Below are 19393 nucleotides of genomic sequence, written 5' to 3' on the forward strand. Positions count from 1 at the left end.
TTACATTCCGAACCCGGAAGTTAAGCTTCCCAGCGCCGATGGTACTGCACTCGGGAGGGTGTGGGAGAGTAGGTCACCGCCGGACAATCTTTGATTGCAGAAAGGGCTCCACGCACACGCGTGGGGCCCTTTCTGCGTTGCGGGTCAGGCGCAATAGGTCGGGCACAAGCAGCGGTGGGCTCTGCTCTACGGGAGTGGCCTGTTTGCGGCCAGGAAATGTACAAGCTTCGGATTGCAGCCCTGAACCGCGGTGTGGCCGATTCAGGACGTAGCCGACCGCACCGCCGAGCAGCCGCAGGCGCCGGATCGTACAATCAACGGCTTACCCGCGGAGAACGAAGACGCCCCAGCCGATGTAGTCCCTGCCGTACTCGAGATAAGAGTCGCGTGCATGGTCCAAGAATTGCCGCAAGGCCGACGCATCGGGGTCGTCCGGATTTTCGCGTAGCCATTCGCTCAGTGTCCACCATTGAGCGGCGACGTACCTGTCCCAGGTGTCGTGGTTCGCCAGGATCATTTCCACCAACTCGTAGCCGGCGTCTTCGATGAGCTTGGCCGTACCGGACAGCGAAGCGAAAGAATCTTTCGGCACTTGGAGCGATGCACAGGCTTCGGGCGGTGGCGGGCTGATCCAGTAGCAGTCACCGACCAGGGCGAGTCCGCCGGGGCGGAGCAGGCGGCGTATGAGGGTGAGGGTGCCGGCGAGGCCGTCGCCGATCCACGCGGCGCCTATGCACGAGACGATGTCGTACGAGTGCGGCTCGTCCTCATAGGTCCCGGCGTCCGCCTCGATGAAGCGTACCTGGCCGGTCACATCGAGCTCGTCCGCGCGATCTCTGGCGGCGGTGAGAAAGACCTTGCTGATCTCCACGCCTACCCCGTACGAGCCGTAACGGGCGGCCCATTGGGTGAGCATTTCCCCCTTGCCACAGGCGAGATCCAGGTGGCGCGCGCCTGGTGTGATGCGGCAGATTTCGCCGAGGAGTTGCAATTTTTCGTCAGTGATGGGTTCAGAATGCGGTGCTGGGCCTCGGCGATCTCATGGAAGCGGAGTGACATGTCGAGCAGTTTTCCCGAAGCGGTCCATCACCGCGGCCGAATATGCGGGCCGGGCCAGGCTCGGTGACATGCTGCGGCTTGCTAGGCTGGTGGTACCGGGCCATCCCACCGCGGGTGGCCTTCGTCGCGTAAGGCCCGAAAATCGGGCGGCGACCTGCCACGGCGGACCGTCATGTGACGCACGGGTCTGCTGAGTGAGCCAACGAAATGGACCAGAAGTGAACAGTGATAACGGATCGGACGGCGGACAGCGCGAACGGGGCGACGGCGGAGACAAGCGTCCCCAGGGCGGCGACAGGAGCGGCGGGTATGGCTCCCGCGGGCGCGACCAGCGCGACTCCAGGGGCGACCGTCCGTTCCGTTCTGACGACAGGCCGCGCTCCGGCGACCGAGGGCCACGACGCGACGGTAGCGACCGAGGGGCGTCGCAGGATCGCGGATACGGCGAGCGTTCCGGATACCAGGGGCGCGGCGACCGGGGCACCGGGCGCGACGGCGGAGGATATCGCGGCCCGCGTCGTGAGGGTGCCTCCGGCGATGACCGGGGACCTCGTCGCGAAGGCGGGTTCGGTAGTGACCGCGGCCCTCGCCGCGAAGGTGGTTACGGCGGTCCGGGCCGCGAGGGCGGATTCAGCGGAGACCGTGGCCCCCGCCGCGAGGGCGGTTACGGCGGTCCGCGCCGTGAAGGCGGATTCGGTGGTGACCGTGGCCCGCGTGGCGAGGGCGGTTACCGCGGCGGCGACCGCGGTCCGCGTCGCGAAGGTGGATACGGTGGCCCGCGCCGAGAGGGTGGCTTCCGTGATGACCGGGGCGGGCGCGGTGGCGATGACCGACGTCCCTTCCGTGACCGTGACGACCGTGGCCCGCGTCGTGACGCCGGCTCCGGCGATGACCGTGGCCCCCGTCGTGAGGGTGGTTACGCTGGTCCTCGCCGTGAAGGCGGTTACGGCGGCGGGCCGCGCCGTGAGGGCGGGTTCGGTGGTGACCGTGGCCCGCGTGGCGAGGGCGGTTACCGCGGCGGCGACCGGGGTCCGCGTCGCGAAGGTGGATACGGCGGCCCGCGCCGTGAGAGTGGCTTCCGGGACCGTGATGACCGCGGCCCTCGTCGCGAGGGTGGTTACGCCGGTCCGCGTCGTGAGGGCGGTTACAGCGGCCCCCGTCGCGAGGGCGGCTTCCGCGACCGTGACGGCGGTGGGGATCGTCGTGGTTTCCGTGACCGTGATGACCAGCGCCCGGGTGGGTTCCGCAGCGACCGGGGTCCGCGCCCCGAGGGCGGCGGTGACCGAGGTCCCCGCCGTGAGGGCGGCTTTGACCGGGGTCCGCGTGGCGGCGACGACCGCCGTCCGTTCCGGGACCGCGACGACCGTGGCCCCCGTCGCGAGGGTGGTTACGGCGGTCCGCCCCGTGAAGGTGGGTTCCGCGACGACCGCGGTTCGCGCCCTGGGGGTGGCGACGATCGTCGTTCGTACCGGGATCGTGACGACCGCGGCCCTCGTCGTGAGGGCGGTTACGGTGGCGGTCCGCGCCGTGAGGGCGGTTACGGTGGTCCGCGCCGCGAGGGTGGCTTCCGTGACGATCGGGGTCCCCGGCGCGAGGGTGGCTTCCGCGACCGTGACGATCATCGGCCGGGGGGGTTCCGTGAGCGTTCTGAGGGTGGCGACGATCGTCGTTCCTTCCAGGATCGTGACGACCGTGGCCCTCGCCGCGAGGGCGGTTACGGCGGCCCGCGCCGCGAGGGTGGCTCCCGTGACGATCGGGGTCCCCGCGAGGGTGGTTACCGCGACGACCGGGGCCCGCGTGGCGATGACCGTTCCCGCCCGTTCTCGCGCGACTCCCGTGATGACCGGGCGTCCAGCGGCACTCGTGCCAGGTTCGGCCGTACCGAGGACGACGCTCCGAAGCGCGAGCCGCTGCCCGAGGTCGCGCCCGACATCACCGCCGAAGAGCTCGACAAGGAGGTACGCGACGAGCTGCGCTCCCTCCCCGGCGACCTCGCCGAGCTGGTGGGCAGGCACATGGTCGCCGCCGAGCGTGCGCTGGAGGAGGACGACCCCGATCAGGCTCACGAGCACACCAAGGTGGCCCGCCGGTTCGCGGCCCGCATCGGTGTCGTACGTGAGGCGGCGGGAATCGTCGCCTACCGGGCTGGGCACTTCTCCGAGGCCCTCAGCGACCTGCGCGCGGCGAGGCGGATGACCGGTTCGGACGCGTACCTCGCGGTCATGGCCGACTGCGAACGCGGCCTCGGCCGTCCGGAACGCGCCCTCGACCTGGTCCGTTCGCCCGAAGCCGAACGCCTCGACAGGGCGGGACGCATCGAGCTGTCCATCGTGGAGTCGGGCGCCCGCCGCGACCTGGGCCAGAACGACGCCGCCGTCATCACCCTGCAACGTCTGCCCGAGCTGCGCGATCCGCAGGCGAAGCCCTGGTCGGCTCGTCTCGCGTTCGCGTACGCCGACGCGCTGGCCGACGCGGGTCATCAGGAGGCCGCGACCGATTGGTTCGCCAAGGCGATGGCCTTCGACGAGGACGGCGAGACGGACGCCGCCGAACGGTACGCCGAGCTGACGGGTGCCGTCATCGAGGACGTCGAAGAGGACTTCGACGACGAGGACGTCGATGACTACGAGGACGACTCCGACGACGCGGGTACGGCCGGCCAGGCCGACGCCATGATCGAGCTGGACGAGGACGTCGACGAGGACGCGGCCCTGGCTGAGGCAGACGACCTTCTCGACGACTCCGAGCCCACCGACGATCAGTCTGCGGAAGCCGAGCCGGAGGACCAGGAGGATGAGCCGCTCGGTCGGCAGGATGCCGATGATGAGCAGGACGGCGCGGAGGACCGGCAGGGCGCCATCCGTGAGCAGGACGGCCCTGCCGACCGGGAGGACGCCGACGACGAGCAGAACGGCTCTGCTGACCGGGAGGACGCCGACGACGCGCAGGACGGGCCTGCCGCCGAGGCGGAATCCGCTCCTGAGCAGGTGAAATCCGCTTCCGAGCTGGAGGCCGCCGAGTCCGGCGAGCTCCGGGACGGTTCGGCGAACGCCTCGAAGGACGTCCCGAAGGGCGCCTCAAAGGACGCTTGGAAGGACGCCTCGAAGGATGCCGAGCCCGATGAGCTGCTGGACGACGAGTCCGGCACGGCAGAGTCGAGCGTCCCGGAGTCCAAGGCCTCTGCGATTGAGACCCCGATGGCGCTAGGCATCACTCCGGCGTTCATCGAGCCCAACTTCGGCGACATCCTGGACCAGCCCGACGAACCAGCCGAGGACGCCGCCAAGCGCGACTCCCAGCGCGAAGACTGACGTCCTGCTCCGCCGTACACCTTCCACGGTGTACGGCGGAGTTCTGGTACGGCACTTCGCGTACCAGAAGTCAGGGCGAGACGCGGTCGAGCCAGTGGTAGATGCCCGCGACGTTAGACGGAGCGCCACTCAGGAGCTCGAACTGCTCCGCCGTGTCATCGTCCGTCTTGAGCGCTTGGTACCGCTCCATGGTCCGGTCCCTGACCATGGCGATGGCGTGGTCGAGGTCGAGGCCCTCCGTGTGTACCTGGCGGGTGAGATCGACCCAGACGCGAAGTTCCTCCGCGGAGCGTTCGAGCGTCTCCTGTACGGCGCCGACCGGTCCGTAGTGGCTGAACAGCAGCCGCTGCGGGCCGAGTGACTTGAACAGCGAGATCGAGTTGAGCGCCGTCTCCAGGTCGAAGTCCGGAGGCGGGGTGGCCGGGCGCAGGTCCCCGGTCTGAGGCAGGTACACGCCGGCGGCGTCACCTACGTACAGATCGCCAGTGGCGGAATCGATGAGACCCACATGGTGCTTGGCATGACCGGGGGAGTAGTGGCTGTTCAGCGTCCTTCCGTTGCCCAGGTCGATGGATCCGGTGTCGCCGAGCGCAACGATGCGGTCGGCCTCGGTGGGCGATAGTTCACCAAATAGCGTGTCAAGGCGGTCACCCCACACCATCCTCGCGCTGGCCATCAATCTGGACGGATCGGCCAGGTGCCTGGCCCCCTTCTCATGCACCACGATCTGGGCGGACGGGAAGTACCTCGCCATGTCCCCAGCGCCGCCGGCATGATCGAGATGGATGTGCGTGACCACGACCGTGGCAAGGTCCTCAGGGCCCACGCCGAGCGAGGCGAGTGCGTCACGGACCACGGGCGCCGAGGTCGAGGTGCCGGTCTCGACCAGACATGGGCGGTCACCCAGGATCAGGTATCCAGCCGTGATGCCCGAATAGCCGGCCATCTTCGTATCGATCTCATAGACGTCGCCGCCCAGGGCGGTGATGTTGTCCACAGTCACTCCTGATCCGCTGCCGTTATCCCCAGAATGGCGTTCGAGCCGATCCGGCGTACCCCTCATCGTAAAGAGTGATCTCACCAGAACCCCGATGGGAGGACGACAGTGGACCGCAACGAGGTCGTACTGGTGGGAAGGCTGTCCGCGACGCCAGAGGAAAAGCCCCTGCCGAGCGGCGACATCCTCACGAAATGGCGCCTGATCGTGCGCCGCCCGGAAAACAGACGCGGCCAGACGATGACGGACAGCGTGCCATGCGCGACCTTCGATCCCGAGGCGGCCGCCTTCGTCCGCAACCTCAGACCCCGCGACACCATGGAGATCAAGGGCGCTTTCCGCTGCCACGTCTACGGCCCGACCGCCGCCAAGATCTGGCGCTACGAAGTCGAGGTCACGATGGCGAAGGCAGCCCCACCTGACCCAGCTGACCAGCCGAGGCCCTCACGACCGCGCCGAAAGCCTTTCCCACTCGCACAGAGCCGACGGCTCGGCAACGACCCGGAACCGCCGGACGCTCAGGAGTGCCGACGAGGCCCGGCCCCTCCGCCAACCCCAAAGCCATCCGGAAACGCGATGATCCAGGACAAGCGCGACATCCTCCCGTCCATCCCCTCGCCACGCCCAGCCCCGGACCTGGCCCCGACCGGCTAGCTCGCTATTCGGGCGTGGCACCTCGTGGAATTGTCCGGCGGTCGCCTGCCGATCGCCGGACGATCGACAGCGGGGTCCGGGGCCGGGGGTCGTGACAGGGGAGCGCGCCGAGCCGCACCGTTCCTACAGGTAGTCGCACTGCTCGCCACCCGTGGGCTGTTGACATCCCGCAGACTGGTGTAGTTGCCTTAGCCACTCGGCCCTATTCGCCCTGGTAGAAGCCATACAGCCAGATCGTGGATCCACCACTCAGCGGGACGTCATCGCGGCAACCGCCTACGCTCGTGAGGACGCCATGGATCTTCGGCTGGGGACGAAAGTCCACCACTTGATGGGCCGTCATCTTGCGGGTAACCGCCGTCGCTGGTCCAGAAGATGACGGCCCATCGAAGGCGTATCTCCTGGGCTTATGCGCTCAGGCCCATTAGATCGTTGATCCACCGCTCGGCGGGGACACAAGCGTCCAGATCGGTGCAGTTAGGTCGTGGTGCGGCACGACTCAGGAGGTCGGTATCGCTATTGATCGTCTACCGCGGTGGCCGGAAACGTTCATCGGCTTACGATATGTAACCGGCGATGGTCTTCGCGCACACCAGCGACTCGGTACGCGTGGTGTCCACCTCCAGGTCATAGACCACACCGTCGTGTACCGCCTCCGCCTGGGCCACGGCCATGCCCGGGATGCGGTCTCCCCGAGCCCGCTCGCGGTCGGCGGCGACCGCGCTGTCACACCTGACGCCGACCCACAGGACGTCGAGCCCGCCGAGAACTCTCTGCCACTGCTGCTGGGAGTCCCCTCCCCCGAGAAGGACATCATCGATGATGACCCGGGCTCCGGCACGGGCCATCATGGCGATCCCCTCCCGCCACGCCGTCTGCAGTTGCAGGAACTCCGGCCCGACGGTCACAGCTCCGTCGGAGGCGATCTTGAGTCCCGTGTCCGATGTCATCATGGATTCGGGCATCGCCTCGATCATCGAGTCGACACCTCCGATGGCAAGCCAGGGCTGCGGCAGTACAGCCTGCAGGCTCCGGACGATCGAGGACTTGCCCGCGCTGGATCCGCCATTGAGCACGATCACCTGCGTTGTCACGGCGTACACAGTAGGGGCGCCGCCTCAAGGAAGTGAAACGATTTTCGGCCGACGCTGCCCTGCCGCTGCGACCCGGTGAACGTTTCCGGTCACTGCGCCGGCCGGGCCGTTGCGTCGCCGATCAGCAGCGGTACACGAGGACGGAGCAGTTGAGCGGTGACTGCTCTGGTCGCTACGCCATTCTCGTACTTACAGCCTGCGCTCAGAGGGGCTCTTTACAGTGCTGAGTGGTGTCCCATCCAGTGGTGGATCAACGATCTCGCTGTGCGTTTCCTACGTGGGCGAACAGGGCTGAGCGGGGGAGAAACCACACCGCTCTGCGGGACTTCGTCGTGGTATGCGGTGATGGAGCCGTCCAGGCCGCCGTCGTCGAGCTGCCAGCGCTGCTCCAGCCGGCGGCATTCGTCCTTGCGGAACGGCGCGGGATTGTCGGTCAGCAGGCTGCCGAAGGCCCGCTTCAGCCCGTCCTCGCTCGTGCCCTCCGGAGCGGGCAGGAGGGACGCGAGCGCGGCCAGCTCGCGATCGGCGGTGGCCCGACTCGCCTCAGCCGGTGGCGAAGGTGCCGGCGGTGGCCCGAGTCGCCTCAGCCGGTGGCGAAGGTACGGAGGACGAGGCCCGTAATGGGCTTAGGGCCGAAGGAGGTTGATTTGCGAGGCACGCGCTCGCCCCCCGCCGCGATGGCCAGCACGTCGTCGACGGCTAGCGGCTTCAGAATCACGGCGGTGCCGCCCGTATCGAGAGCCAGCTGCAGGGCGGCCTCCGGGTCATGATGCACGATCCGTACGGCCTGCTGATCGTCCTGCATGCCCCACACCTTGGGCAGGACGAACTCACTGAGGATGGAGATGTTCAGCGAGTTCCACAGATCGGAGCGGTCCGCAGGCATGGCACGGGCGAGCTGGACCGGATCAGGGTTGGTGAGCAGGTGGCAGCCTCCTTCGCCGGCGAGCAGAAATGCGGGCTCCCCTGCCGCCTGGAGCGCGGCCAGGCCCTGGTCGAGGGTGGCATGATCGTGGACCCGCCATGACCCCTTGGCCTTGGCCGCCGCCTCGGTCAGGGGCAGGCCGGGGATGACGCGGTGAATGGCCTTGAGATCGGGCGGGTACGCGGTCGAATCGACGAGCAACGCCAGCCCGAAGTCCCATGGACCAAAGGTGGACTGTCCCTGCTCGCCGCCACGCGCGTGCTGCCCCGTGGGCTGCTGGACGCCAGACACTGATGCGGTGGCGGGTCCTGGCACCTGGCCTGGTTCGGTGCTGGTTGCTGGGCTTGGTTTGGTATGGCTTGCTGGGCCCTGAGCTGGTGTCGGGTTGGTTGCCGGAACCTGAGGAGGTGCGGCATCGGGCGTTGAATGCCGAACGGGTGTGGCAGGGGGCGCTGACGGCTGGGCCGATGCGACGGAAGGCTGAGCGCCGTGGAGTGGCGCGGGTGTTGGCTCTGCTGGCGCGTTGAGGTGCGGTGTGTTCAGCGGCGAGGTGAGCGGAGGCTGTGGGGTGGTGGATGCCGGTGTTGTGGGAGCAGGCCATGAGGTGGAGGCGGGGACCTGGCTGGCACGGGCCGCGTGCTCCTGGCGTTGGAGGACCCGGTATGTCGCGTACCTGTGGTGGCCGTCGGCGATGAGGGCTTGGCGGTTTCGGAGGTCGGCGTTGACGGCGTCGATCTCGGCCGGATCCGTGATTGCCCAGAGGCGGTGGCGGAGACCGTCCTGCGTATCAGCAGTCACCAGAGGCGGGCGTGTCGACGCCACGTGATCCACCAGGAGGGTTGCCGTGCCTTGGCCGCCGTCGTAGAGGAGGAAAATGGGTTCGAGGTTGGCCTGGGTAGTGCTCATGAGGGCGAGCCGGTCGGCGACGGGTCCGGGGAAGATGTTCTCGTGGGGGAGGATGATGCGTCGAGCCGGGTCCGCCAGGGCCACATCCCCGATGAGGCCGCGCTGTAGGACGCCCGGTCCGTGCTGTTCGTACACATATAGAGCTGGTTGCTCGTCAGCGACCAGCACCTTCGCGTCCAGCCAGGCGAGGAGGGTGTCGCGAGCTTCGCAATAGCGCTCGTTCGCTGAGTGTTCGGGAGTGTCGGCAGACGGCTGGACCGCTGCATCCCCATGCGCCTCACCCTGAGGCTCATCGCTGGGTCGAATGTCGTCGAGTTGCTTGTCACTGTCAGCGGGCTGCTCGTCATCAGGCCGCCTGCCGCCGGGGTGGTCGTCGTGGAGCTGTTCGGCGGTTTCTCCCGGCGGGGTGTCGTATTGGCCGACGGCTGGGTTGGCGCGTGTTCCGGCGGGGTGGTGACCTATCGGGGCCGGAGATGTGTCGCTGTCGTGATCGCCGGCTGCGATTCCGGCGCCGTGCTCGTGGGTGCTGATGGAGTCATGGGGTTGGGGGATGGTGACGGCAGCGTCGGGTGCGCTCTGATCGTCAGGTGCGCTCGGACGGGTGTTCACCGCTGGGTCCAGCGCGGGGCTCACCGCTGTGGCAGCGGGTTGTTCGTCGGCTGTCGTCGCAGCGGTGGCAGCGTGGTGGGAGGCGGCGCTGGGCGTCGTGCTGTGGTGGGAGGTGGCGCCAGGCGTCGTGCTGTGGTGAGGGGCGGCACTGGTGGGGGTCTTGTTGTGGTGGGTGGCGGCGCCAGGTGTCGCGCTGTGTTGGGGGGAGTCGGGAGCGGGTGGGTGTCCTTCGGGGGACTGGGGTGGCGATGAGCAGGGAAGGATGAGGCGGACGACGTTGTTGGGATGGGAATCCAGGAGGGCGCGTACATCACCCTCAGCGATCAGGTCGTACGGCGGGGAGGTCACCTTGGCGGGATCGTCGACCGTGAAGCGGACGCCGCGGAAGGGGCGTAGGAGCAGTCCATCAGGCGCTGGCAGTTCAGGATTCCCCATACCGGGCATGCTCCCATAAGTGTCCGGGTCTTCCGAAAGTCGCCCCCAAGCTCCCCACGCTCCTGATTCCGCGGCGAATTCAACGGAACCCTGTCGGCCGATGAAGGAGGCCTCACGCATGGTCCAAGGTAGAAACGTGCACGATGAATCCCCTGGGGCTCCAGGGGGTGGCGTTTACGACTGGTATCAGCGCGGGGTGAAGCTTTTGAAAGAGGGCAGTCCGGCAGCTGCTGCCGCTCTGCTCGAGCGTGCCGCTGCTGCGGAGCCCGATTCGCGCAGCATCAGGGAGGCTCTTGCGCGAGCGCAGTTCAATTCGCGGCAGTACGCGGAGGCTGCGGCGAGCTTCCGCCAGATCGTCGATGCCAATCCGACTGAGGATTACGCCTATTTCGGGCTTGGGTTATCGCTGTGGCGAACGGGCGACATTGAAGGGGCCCAGGAACCCCTTGCGATCGCTGTGGCCATGCGGCCGGATGAGCGTCACTACGTGTCCGCGCTGAAGAGCGTCCGTGCCACTCTGCGGGCTCGGCGTGAGATGTAGACGCCTATCCAGATAGGACTATCCAGATAGGCGGTTGGCCGCAGCGGTGGCGATCGGCGTTCGTATCGGCTGCGCCCTGGAGCGGGCGGCAAGCCGCATGATGGGCTCGCGGTTCAGGTCGCCTCGGTGCTCGACTACGGTGTTGTCCTGCTGCGGGCCGCCGATTCGGAGCCGCCGTCTCCTACCACCGGCAGCAGCTCACGGGAGCCTCGCCCTACGACCGTCCATCGCTGAGGGATTGGCAGCACTTCGCGTACGTGCTTCGCATCAACGGCGAGTTGGAGGAAGCCGTCCGGCACGCGGGACGCCGCCCCCGTGATCGGTGCTGCGTGTTGATCGTGCGAGTGGTTCGATTTCGTTGGAGATGGCGGGTGGTCAGTCCTTGGTGAGGACGATCGCCAGGCCGGAGAGTACGTCGTTGATCTTGTTGGCGTCGAAGCTGGCGGGGTTGAATTGGTCGGCTGAATCGAGGCCGAGCCATTCCAGGCGCTCCTGGTGTTCGTCGTGGGTGGGATCGGCGAGGATCTCGAGGAGATATTCGTAGCCCCAGACGCCACCGGAGTCCTCAGGTGGTCCCGCGCGGCGTCCGGTCAGGCAGCGTGGATAGGCCGTGCCGGGTTCGGCGTCGGTGATGGCTTCGACCAGGATGTCGTGTTCCCAGTCGTCGCCGAAGTCGTAGGTGTAGCGGAGTCGGTCATTGGCCCGGGGAGCGACCTGGTCGAGCCGGGTGGAGGCCGCGCTGCGGATCTCCAGTTCGCGGTCGGTGTCGCCGAAGCGGCCGGTTGCGGTGTCGAAGACCCACATGTGGTAGTTCTGCCAGCCGAAGGACGCCTGGATGACGTCGTGCAGGTGCCGCAGCGTACTGTCCGAGGCGACCTCCAACCGGCGCCAGACCGGTGGTCGGGAACCGCGCAAGGTGACCTTGATCGTGTGAACCGTCTGCTTCGCGCTGGGGGTGTTCGTCACAGCGATTATTCTGCCGCGCGGCTGGGTTCGGCGTGGGTAGTGGGCTTAACTAGGCTGCTTGTGGACGGCTCTGAAATGGCATATTTGGGGTATTTAGCTCGTTCGGTCGCATGGGGTGCCGTCATTGGTGTCGGTGTGCGAGATCAAATCCATGTGCGGTGTGCGGAAAGTGGACCTGGCATTACGGGCGTGCTGCTTTCAGGTGGCCGATTCGTGGCATCCAGCTATCCGCCCGAATCCGTGCAGCGCTCCATGCGCGGCCTTCGCCCCATATGGCACCTCTGCCTCATGTGCCTCGTGGGCACCGTTCGCCTGCGTGGCCATCCGTGCCGTGCAGCGCTCCTCGGTCTTGGCCGCGTGCGTCGCGGGGTTGAGGTCGCCGGGCAGATCGGCGGGTTCTGGGAGGTCGAAGGGGGAAGTCGAAGGGGGATCTGTGGACAGGGTCAGCCCTTCTCCAGATGAGTACGGACGCGACGCTAAAGTCTCACGCGGCGTGACAAGTCAACGGGAAGAGGCGCAGTGCTGATCGACGGTTATGACACCCTGCTGCTCGACCTCGACGGGGTCGTCTATCTGGGCGCCCACGCGGTTCCCCATGCGGTCGAGTCGCTGGAGGAGGCGCGGGGCAGGGATACGCGGCTGGCGTACGTCACCAACAACGCCTCACGCACCCCCGCCGCCATCGCCGCGCACCTGCGCGAGCTCGGCCTTTCCGCCAGGGCCGAAGACGTCGTGACCTCGGCCCAGGCCGCCGCCCGGCTGGTGGCCGAGCGGGTGCCGGCCGGCTCCCCGGTGCTCGTGGTGGGCGGTTCCGGACTGCGGTTGGCCGTACGGGATCAAGGGCTGAGGCCCGTCACCACGGCGGCGGACGCGCCGGTCGCGGTCGTGCAGGGCATGGCGCTCGGTCTCGCGTACGGGCTGCTGGCGGAAGGCGCGCTGGCCGTCCGGCAGGGCGCGTTGTTCGTGGCCGCCAACAGGGACAGCACGCTGCCCACGCGGCGGGGTGAGCTGCCCGGCAACGGGGCGATGGCGCGGGTGATCGCCACCGCGACCGGGGTGGAGCCGGTGTTCGCGGGCAAGCCGGATCCGCCGCTGCATCGGGAGTCGATGATCCGTACGGAGGCGAAGCGGCCGCTCGTGGTGGGCGACCGGCTCGACACCGACATCGAGGGCGCCGTCAACGCGGGCGTGGACGGACTGCTGGTGCTCACCGGGGTCGCCACGCCGCTCGACGTGCTCACGGCTTCTCCTCAGCAGCGGCCGACGTACGTGGCCGAGGATCTGTCCGCGCTGCTGCGACCCTATCCGGAGGTACGGCAGGGCGTCTGCGGGGGATGGCGGGCCCAGTGGGCCGACGGAGTCCTCACGCTGGAGGGTGACGGCAGCCGCATCGACGGGTTGAGGGCCGCCTGTGACGCGGCCTGGACGTATGCGGGCGAAAGTCCGGCCGAGGAGGACGCGGTCAAACCGGTGCTGGATCGGATCGGCTGAGGGTCAGAGGAGGCGGCGTAGGCGGAGCAGGTCGCCGAAGCTGGCGTCGATCCGTACCCGGCCGCCGAGCAACGCGCGTGCCAGATCGAGCTCCCCGTCCACAAGGGCGATCAGGTCGTCGCTGACGATCGTCAGCTTCACGTCGGCCGACCTGCCGTTCGAGGGCGGCTCTTCACTGAACGGGTCCAGCCCGTCAGGATGCAGCCGGCCGTAGAAGATCAAGTCGAGGTCGGAGACCCGGCAGCTCACCGTACGCTCGACCACGTGCTTGGCCCGGTCCTCCTCGCCGATCTCGTCGAACTGGTCGACGAGCTTGGCCAGTGCCGCCCGGCACTCCTCGACGCTTGCCATGTTGGGATCCTTTCTTCCATTTCAGGACGGTAGCGTTCCACATCAGTGGCACCCCCGTGTGACCCTTCAACGTGTGACACACCTGCCAAGGTGCCGGGTGCTCGCATGAGGCGTTACGGTCGTTGTCATGAGTGAGGTACCGGAGGAGACCGGCGACGAGCGAGTCGACGCGGTCCTCGCCGGTCTCGGTGACCTGGCCGGGCGGCCGGTGGGTGAGCACGTCGCGGTGTTCGACGAGGCGTTCTCCGGGCTCGAGGCCGCGCTGGGGGCCGTGGACGGCCAGGTGGATGGGCAAGTGAACGGCCAGGTGGACGGCCGGACGGGCGACCGGTGAGCCGACGCATCCGGCTGGACAGCGAGCTGGTGCGGCGCGGCCTGGCCAGGTCGCGTGAGCAGGCCGGCCAGCTCATCGAAGCCGGCCGGGTCACGGTCGGCGGACGGCGGGCGGGCAAGGCGGCGACCCAGGTCGACACCGCCTCGGCCATCGTCGTGGCCGAGTCCGCCGACGGTCCCGACTACGTCTCGCGCGGCGCGCACAAGCTGCTCGGCGCGATCGAGGCGTTCGGCGCGCTGGAGATCCGGGGCCGCCGCTGCCTCGACGCGGGCGCGTCCACGGGCGGGTTCACCGACGTGCTGCTGCGGCACGGCGCCGAACGCGTGCTGGCCGTCGACGTCGGTTACGGGCAGCTCGCCTGGTCGTTGCGGACCGACGAGCGGGTGACCGTGATGGAGCGCGTCAACGTACGTGATCTCACCCCGGATCTGGTCGGTGAGCCCCCTTCGCTGATCGTAGGCGATCTGTCGTTCATCTCGCTGCGGCTGGTGCTGCCCGCGCTGGCCTCGGTGGCCGCCGCTCGGGCAGACTTCGTGCTGCTGGTCAAGCCGCAGTTCGAGGTGGGCAAGGACCTGGTGGGTGCCGGTGGCGTGGTGCGAGACCCGGTGTTGCGGGCGGGCGCGGTGCGACAGGCCGCGGCCAAGGCGCGCGAGCTCGGCCTGGTGGTGCGCGGCGTGACCGCGAGCCCGCTGCCAGGTCCGTCGGGAAATGTGGAGTATCTGCTCTGGCTGGGCAAGGGGGAGGGCGAGCCGCCGGTCGCCGACCTCGAGGCCGAGATCGAGCGGGCCGTCGCGGAAGGGCCACAATGAACCGTACTGTGCTGGTCACCGTGCACACAGGGCGGGAGGCCGCGGTCGACAGCGCCCGCCTGGTCATCGACCGCCTGGTCACGGCCGGGATCCGGGTCAGGGTGCTCGATGTGGAGGCCGACGACATCGGCTGTCGCGGCGCCGAAGTGGTGCCCTGCGATTCCGGTGCCGCCAAGGACGCGGAGATGCTGATCGTGCTCGGCGGCGACGGCTCGCTGCTGCGCTCGGCCGACCTGGCCAGGCCCACCGGCACCCCGCTGCTCGGCGTCAACCTCGGGCACGTCGGCTTCCTGGCCGAGGCCGAGGTCGCCGACCTGAAGTCGGCGGTCGACAGTGTGGTCGCGGGCCGCTACGACGTCGAGGAACGCATGACGATCGACATTCTGGCCAGGCAGAACGGCCAGGTGCTCGCCGACACGTGGGCGCTCAACGAGGCCAGTGTGGAGAAGGGCGAGCGCATGCTGGAGGTGGTCGCCGAGATCGACGGGCGGCCGCTGTCCCGCTGGGGCTGCGACGGCGTGATCTGCGCGACCCCGACTGGCTCGACCGCCTACGCCTTCTCCGCCGGGGGTCCCGTCGTGTGGCCGGAGGTCGAGGCGCTGCTGATGGTGCCGATCAGCGCGCACGCGCTGTTCGCCAGGCCGATGGTGATCTCGCCGCGGTCCACGCTCGCCGTCGAGATCCTGCCCGACACACCCGGTGGCGTCCTCTGGTGCGACGGGCGGCGCCGTTTCGACCTGCCGTCCGGCAGCCGGGTGGAGGTACGCCGCGGCTCCCAGCCGGTACGTCTGGCCCGGCTGCACGGGGTGGAGAGCACCGGCGCCCCCTTCACCGACAGGTTGGTCGCCAAGTTCGAACTACCCGTCCAGGGCTGGCGCGGAAGGGTGCGTCCCTGACTCAATTACAGGTGCAGCGCGTACAGTTAGATCGCACAAGCGTTCGGAGCGACGGGAGTGGGCAGTGCGACCAAGGGTCGAGGAGGTCCGCATCCAGGGGCTCGGCGTCATCGACGAGGCCGTTCTGGAGCTTTCGCCAGGCTTCAACGTGGTCACCGGCGAAACCGGTGCCGGCAAGACGATGGTCGTCACCGGGCTCGGGTTGCTGTTCGGCGGCCGGGCCGACCCTTCCCGCATCCGGCCGGGCACCGACAAGGCCACGATCGAGGGCACGCTGGTCATCGAAGCCGGCGGCCGCGTCTCCCAGCAGGTCGAGGACATCGGCGGTGAGATCGAGGACGGCGAGCTCATCATCTCCCGCACCGTCTCGGCCGAGGGCCGGTCGCGGGCCTGGCTCGGCGGCCGGACGGTGCCGGTCGGCACGCTGACCTACCTGGCCGACGACCTGGTCGCCGTCCACGGGCAGATGGACCAGCAGCGCCTCCTGCAGCCGGCCAAGCAGCGGGCCGCCCTCGACCGCTATGCCGGTGACGATCTGGTCAAGCCGCTGCGCGCCTACTCCCAGGCGTACAAACGGCACAAGCAGGTGGGAGCGCTGCTCGACGAGCTCACCACCAGGGCGCGTGAGCGCGCTCAGGAGGCCGACCGGCTGCGGTTCGGCCTGGAGGAGATCGAGAAGGTCGAGCCGAAGGCCGGCGAGGACGTCGAGCTGCGCGGCGAGGAGGAGCGGCTCTCGCACGCCGACGCGCTGCGCGGTGCCGCGACGACCGCGCACACGGCGCTGCTCGGCGACCCGATGGAGGCCGCGAGCGGCGCGCGCGACGTGATCTCCCTGCTGGGCGAGGCCCGCTCGGCCGTGGAGGCGGTGCGCGACTACGACACGCAGCTCGCCGGGGTGGCCGACCGGCTGGCCGAGGCCGGCTACCTCATCTCCGACGTCGCCACCGACCTGGCCGCGTACGCCGAGTCGATCGAGGCCGACCCCGCGCGGCTCGCCGCCGTGCAGGACCGCCGGGCTCTGCTGTCCGGACTGGTCCGGAAATATGCTGAAGATAGCGCTGGTGTCCTGCAGTGGGCTCAGGAGGCGTCCGCCCGGCTGGTCGAGCTGGAGGGCGACGACGAGCGCATCGACGAGCTGACCCGCGAGCACGACGAGCTGACCGCCCGGCTCACCGAGCTGGCCGCCGAGCTGACCCGGGTGCGCGAGGGCGCCGCCGAGCGGTTCGGCCAAGCCGTCACCGACGAGCTGACCGCGCTGGCCATGCCGCACGCCAGGGTCATCGTCCAGCTCACCCAGGTCGCGGACTTCGGCCCCGAAGGCGTCGACGAGGTCGAGCTGCGCATGGCCGCCCACCCCGCCGCGCCGCCGCTCCCGCTCAACAAAGGCGCGTCCGGCGGCGAGCTGAGTCGGGTCATGCTGGCGATCGAGGTGGTGTTCGCGGGCGCCGATCCGGTGCCGACGTTCGTGTTCGACGAGGTCGACGCGGGAGTGGGCGGCAAGGCCGCGGTCGAGATCGGGCGCCGCCTCGCCAGGCTGGCACGGACCGCTCAGGTCATCGTCGTCACCCACCTGCCACAGGTGGCCGCGTTCGCCGACCAGCATCTGGTGGTCGAGAAGGCCAGTGACGGCAGTGTCGTCCGCAGCGGCGTCCTCACCCTCAATCACGAAGGCCGGGTACGCGAGCTCTCCCGCATGCTGGCGGGGCTGGAAGACTCCGAGCTGGGCAGAGCACACGCCGAAGAACTCCTCGGGCTGGCGGCCGCCGATCGGTGATCCTGAGTGACATAGCGGACACGCCGCGCAATGCGTGGCCTCTGCGCTGCTTCACTCTGGCAGGATGGTCTTGATGAAGGTTCCGGGGAGCAGGATGCCGGGCCTCCGCGCTAGGAAGGTCACAGACCTTCCCGGTGTCACGGCAGTGGCGAGAGTCGATCGGCGGACTAAGAGGCTGACCAAGCGCCTCCAGCCCGGTGAAATAGCGATTATCGACCACGTCGACGTGGACCGGGTCAGCGGGGAGGCGCTTGTCGCGTGCGGAGTTTCGGCGGTGGTCAACGTCGCCGCCGGCATCAGTGGGCGCTATCCCAATCTCGGCCCGCAGATCATCATCGAGTCCGGGGTGCCGTTCGTCGACAACGCCACCCAGGATCTGTTCGAGCGGGTCAAGGACGGCGACGTCGTCCGGATCCACGACGGGGTCGTCTACCTCGACGGTGATGTGGTCGGCAAGGGCGAGGAGCAGACCCCCGACGCGGTCGAGGCCGCCATGGCCGAGGCCCGCGCCGGTCTCGCGGTGCAGATCGAGGCGTTCGCCGTCAACACGATGGAGTACGTCCGGGGCGAGGGCAAGCTGCTCATCGACGGAGTCGGCGTGCCGGACATCCGCACCCCCATGGAGGGCCGGCATGTCCTCATCGTGGTGCGCGGCTATCACTACAAGGAAGACATCGCCACCCTGCGCCCCTACATCAGGGAATATCGCCCGGTGCTCGTCGGAGTCGACGGCGGCGCCGACGCGCTGCTGGAGGCCGGCTACCTTCCCGACGTGATCGTCGGCGACTTCGACTCGGTCTCCAACAAGGCGCTGAGCTGCGGCGCCGAGCTCGTCGTGCACGCCTACCGCGACGGAAGGGCGCCCGGCCTGGAGCGCGTCCACCAGCTCGGCCGCGAAGCGGTGATCTTCCCCTCCACCGGCACCAGCGAGGACATCGCGATGCTGCTGGCCGACGACAAGGGCGCCGAGCTGATCGTGGCGGTCGGCACCCACGGCACGCTGGAGGAGTTCCTCGACAAGGGTCGTTCGGGGATGGCCAGCACCTTCCTCACCCGGCTGCGGGTCGGCAGCAAGCTCATCGACGCCAAGGGAGTGAGTAGGCTCTACCGAAGCCGCATCTCGACGTCCCAGCTGCTGCTGCTCGTGATCACCGCGCTGATCACGATGGGCGTCGCGCTCTTCCTGTCGCCGATCGGCCAGACCTGGCTGAACGGCATGCAAGATTTCTGGAACGCCTTCATCTTCTGGTTGGTCGGACTCTTCTCGTGATCGATTTCCGCTATCACCTCGTGTCCATCGTCGCGATCTTCCTCGCGCTGGCGGTCGGCATCGTCATGGGCACCACGTTGCTCCAGTCGCCCGCCATCGAGTCGGCGCTGCGGACGAGCAACCAGATGACCCAGGACAACACCCAGCTCAGGGCCCAGCTCGACGCGCTGCGCGGCCGGGAGGCGGGCAACGACTCCTTCGTTACCGCGCTCACCCCGCAACGCGTCGCGGGCGAGCTGACCGGCCAGCACGTCGTGCTCATCGAGGCGCCGGGTTCCAGCACCACCTACCGCGAGGCTGAGCAGCAGGTGCTCGCCCAGGCGGGTGCCCTGGTCACGGGGCGGGTCCTGCTGGACGAGAAGTTCGCCGATCCCAAGCAGAGCGGCGTGATCGACGGCCTGGCCAACAGCCTCAAACCCGAGGGCATGACCTTTCCCGCGGCGGCCACTCCGTACGCGAAGGCCGGTGCCGTGCTCGCCGCCACCGTCCTGACCACCGACCCGGCTCAGGCCAGCACCGCCAACCCGGCCACCGGGGCCGTCCTCGGCGGTTTCGAGGAGGGCGGGTTCCTCAGCATCGAGGGTGACCCCAACAAGCGGGCCACGCTCGCCGTGATGTTCGCGCCGGAGAAGCCGTACGAAGGCGAGAACGCCGAAGCCCAGGCCGACGCCCTCGTCAAACTCGCGGGCGGCCTCGACGCCGGTGGCAAGGGCACCGTGGTGACGGCCTCGGCCGCCACCGCCGCCGCCTCCGGAGGCGTGATCAGCGCGCTGCGTGACGACAGCGAGGTCGCCAAGCGCGTCTCGACCGTCGACACGCCCGACATGCCCGCGGGTCGGATCGTGATCGTCGACGCGCTCCGCGAGCAGCTGAGCGGCCGCGCCGGCCACTATGGCATCGGCACGGGAGCTCCTACATTCCAGCCCGCGGCACCGACCGCGACCCCGTCCCCCACCCAGTCAGGGAGCTGA

General features: G+C 68.7%; 17 protein-coding genes, 1 rRNA gene and 1 pseudogene. 11 read left to right on the top strand and 8 right to left on the bottom strand.

Annotated features, from left to right (window positions below; all coding sequences use genetic code 11):
• Positions 1-85: ribosomal RNA gene (rrf, locus tag ACGFJ2_RS56045) — 5S ribosomal RNA — on the top strand; the annotation flags it as partial.
• A 237-nt stretch (positions 86-322) separates the two neighbouring features.
• Here rrf and ACGFJ2_RS56050 read toward each other — a convergent pair.
• Positions 323-991 carry a methyltransferase domain-containing protein gene (locus ACGFJ2_RS56050; protein ID WP_393483115.1) on the bottom strand — a complete coding sequence of 223 codons (669 nt, stop codon included), beginning with the start codon at positions 989-991 and terminating at the stop codon, positions 323-325.
• 238 nt (positions 992-1229) lie between these two features.
• Positions 1230-3125, bottom strand: a complete 1896-nt coding sequence (locus tag ACGFJ2_RS56055; RefSeq protein WP_393483118.1) for a hypothetical protein — start codon at positions 3123-3125, stop codon at positions 1230-1232.
• Here ACGFJ2_RS56055 and ACGFJ2_RS56060 point away from each other — a divergent pair.
• Positions 3075-4370, top strand: a complete 1296-nt coding sequence (locus tag ACGFJ2_RS56060) for a hypothetical protein (protein WP_393483121.1) — start codon at positions 3075-3077, stop codon at positions 4368-4370. The two genes, ACGFJ2_RS56055 and ACGFJ2_RS56060, sit on opposite strands and share 51 nt — an antisense overlap.
• Positions 4371-4440: 70 nt before the next feature.
• Here ACGFJ2_RS56060 and ACGFJ2_RS56065 read toward each other — a convergent pair whose 3' ends face one another.
• Positions 4441-5367: an MBL fold metallo-hydrolase gene (locus ACGFJ2_RS56065; RefSeq protein ID WP_393483124.1), complete on the bottom strand. Its 927-nt coding sequence runs from the start codon at positions 5365-5367 to the stop codon at positions 4441-4443.
• 108 nt (positions 5368-5475) lie between these two features.
• Between ACGFJ2_RS56065 and ACGFJ2_RS56070 the strand changes: the two genes are divergently transcribed.
• Complete coding sequence (locus tag ACGFJ2_RS56070) at positions 5476-6021, top strand: single-stranded DNA-binding protein (RefSeq protein WP_357958322.1); 546 nt, start codon at positions 5476-5478, stop codon at positions 6019-6021.
• Between the two features lie 557 nt (positions 6022-6578).
• Here the strand turns inward: ACGFJ2_RS56070 and cpt are convergent.
• The 3 genes and pseudogenes from cpt to ACGFJ2_RS56085 all read right to left on the bottom strand — a co-directional run.
• Positions 6579-7115: a chloramphenicol phosphotransferase CPT gene (gene cpt / locus ACGFJ2_RS56075; RefSeq protein ID WP_357958323.1), complete on the bottom strand. Its 537-nt coding sequence runs from the start codon at positions 7113-7115 to the stop codon at positions 6579-6581.
• 583 nt (positions 7116-7698) lie between these two features.
• Positions 7699-9555, bottom strand: coding sequence for a DUF1015 family protein (locus ACGFJ2_RS56080; RefSeq protein ID WP_393483292.1), 1857 nt, complete (start codon positions 9553-9555; stop codon positions 7699-7701).
• Between the two features lie 246 nt (positions 9556-9801).
• Positions 9802-10110 (bottom strand): annotated as a pseudogene (locus ACGFJ2_RS56085) (DUF1015 family protein); the annotation flags it as partial.
• Here ACGFJ2_RS56085 and ACGFJ2_RS56090 point away from each other — a divergent pair.
• Positions 10109-10531, top strand: coding sequence for a tetratricopeptide repeat protein (locus ACGFJ2_RS56090; RefSeq protein WP_357958326.1), 423 nt, complete (start codon positions 10109-10111; stop codon positions 10529-10531). The pseudogene ACGFJ2_RS56085 and the gene ACGFJ2_RS56090 overlap by 2 nt on opposite strands.
• Positions 10532-10906: 375 nt before the next feature.
• Here the strand turns inward: ACGFJ2_RS56090 and ACGFJ2_RS56095 are convergent, their stop codons facing one another.
• The gene (locus ACGFJ2_RS56095) at positions 10907-11497 is read right to left on the bottom strand and encodes a plasmid pRiA4b ORF-3 family protein (RefSeq protein WP_357958329.1); all 591 of its coding nucleotides are present in this window, start codon (positions 11495-11497) and stop codon (positions 10907-10909) included.
• Positions 11498-12016: 519 nt separating this feature from the next.
• Here ACGFJ2_RS56095 and ACGFJ2_RS56100 point away from each other — a divergent pair.
• Positions 12017-12988, top strand: a complete 972-nt coding sequence (locus tag ACGFJ2_RS56100) for an HAD-IIA family hydrolase (RefSeq protein ID WP_357958331.1) — start codon at positions 12017-12019, stop codon at positions 12986-12988.
• Positions 12989-12991: 3 nt separating this feature from the next.
• Here the strand turns inward: ACGFJ2_RS56100 and ACGFJ2_RS56105 are convergent, their stop codons facing one another.
• Complete coding sequence (locus ACGFJ2_RS56105; protein ID WP_357958333.1) at positions 12992-13339, bottom strand: SCP2 sterol-binding domain-containing protein; 348 nt, start codon at positions 13337-13339, stop codon at positions 12992-12994.
• A 127-nt stretch (positions 13340-13466) separates the two neighbouring features.
• On the opposite strand from ACGFJ2_RS56105, the gene ACGFJ2_RS56110 reads away from it, so the two are divergent.
• From ACGFJ2_RS56110 to ACGFJ2_RS56135, 6 genes are all read left to right on the top strand, one after another.
• The gene (locus ACGFJ2_RS56110; RefSeq protein WP_357958335.1) at positions 13467-13673 is read left to right on the top strand and encodes a hypothetical protein; all 207 of its coding nucleotides are present in this window, start codon (positions 13467-13469) and stop codon (positions 13671-13673) included.
• Positions 13670-14482, top strand: coding sequence for a TlyA family RNA methyltransferase (locus tag ACGFJ2_RS56115; protein ID WP_357958337.1), 813 nt, complete (start codon positions 13670-13672; stop codon positions 14480-14482). Before ACGFJ2_RS56110 ends, ACGFJ2_RS56115 begins: the two co-directional genes overlap by 4 nt.
• On the top strand, positions 14479-15378 hold the full coding sequence (locus tag ACGFJ2_RS56120) for an NAD kinase (protein ID WP_357958339.1): 900 nt from the start codon (positions 14479-14481) through the stop codon (positions 15376-15378). The genes ACGFJ2_RS56115 and ACGFJ2_RS56120 overlap by 4 nt, the downstream gene beginning before the upstream one ends.
• A 64-nt stretch (positions 15379-15442) precedes the next feature.
• Entirely contained in the window at positions 15443-17152 is a 1710-nt protein-coding gene (recN, locus tag ACGFJ2_RS56125; protein ID WP_357958341.1) for a DNA repair protein RecN, read from the top strand.
• A 73-nt stretch (positions 17153-17225) separates the two neighbouring features.
• Complete coding sequence (gene steA / locus ACGFJ2_RS56130) at positions 17226-18422, top strand: putative cytokinetic ring protein SteA (protein ID WP_357958343.1); 1197 nt, start codon at positions 17226-17228, stop codon at positions 18420-18422.
• On the top strand, positions 18419-19393 hold the full coding sequence (locus ACGFJ2_RS56135; protein WP_358195101.1) for a copper transporter: 975 nt from the start codon (positions 18419-18421) through the stop codon (positions 19391-19393). Before steA ends, ACGFJ2_RS56135 begins: the two co-directional genes overlap by 4 nt.

The sequence above is a fragment of the Nonomuraea sp. NPDC049028 genome (genome assembly GCF_043197735.1).
In the GTDB taxonomy this organism is placed as follows: Bacteria; Actinomycetota; Actinomycetes; order Streptosporangiales; family Streptosporangiaceae; genus Nonomuraea.

Bases quoted from the DNA above. Each gene is read 5' to 3' on its own strand.
- ACGFJ2_RS56105 (WP_357958333.1), bottom strand. From the start codon at position 13,339: ATGGCAAGCGTCGAGGAGTGCCGGGCGGCACTGGCCAAGCTCGTCGAC.
- ACGFJ2_RS56110 (WP_357958335.1), top strand. From the start codon at position 13,467: ATGAGTGAGGTACCGGAGGAGACCGGCGACGAGCGAGTCGACGCGGTC.
- ACGFJ2_RS56060 (WP_393483121.1), top strand. From the start codon at position 3,075: ATGGTCGCCGCCGAGCGTGCGCTGGAGGAGGACGACCCCGATCAGGCT.
- ACGFJ2_RS56120 (WP_357958339.1), top strand. From the start codon at position 14,479: ATGAACCGTACTGTGCTGGTCACCGTGCACACAGGGCGGGAGGCCGCG.
- ACGFJ2_RS56090 (WP_357958326.1), top strand. From the start codon at position 10,109: ATGGTCCAAGGTAGAAACGTGCACGATGAATCCCCTGGGGCTCCAGGG.
- steA (WP_357958343.1), top strand. From the start codon at position 17,226: ATGAAGGTTCCGGGGAGCAGGATGCCGGGCCTCCGCGCTAGGAAGGTC.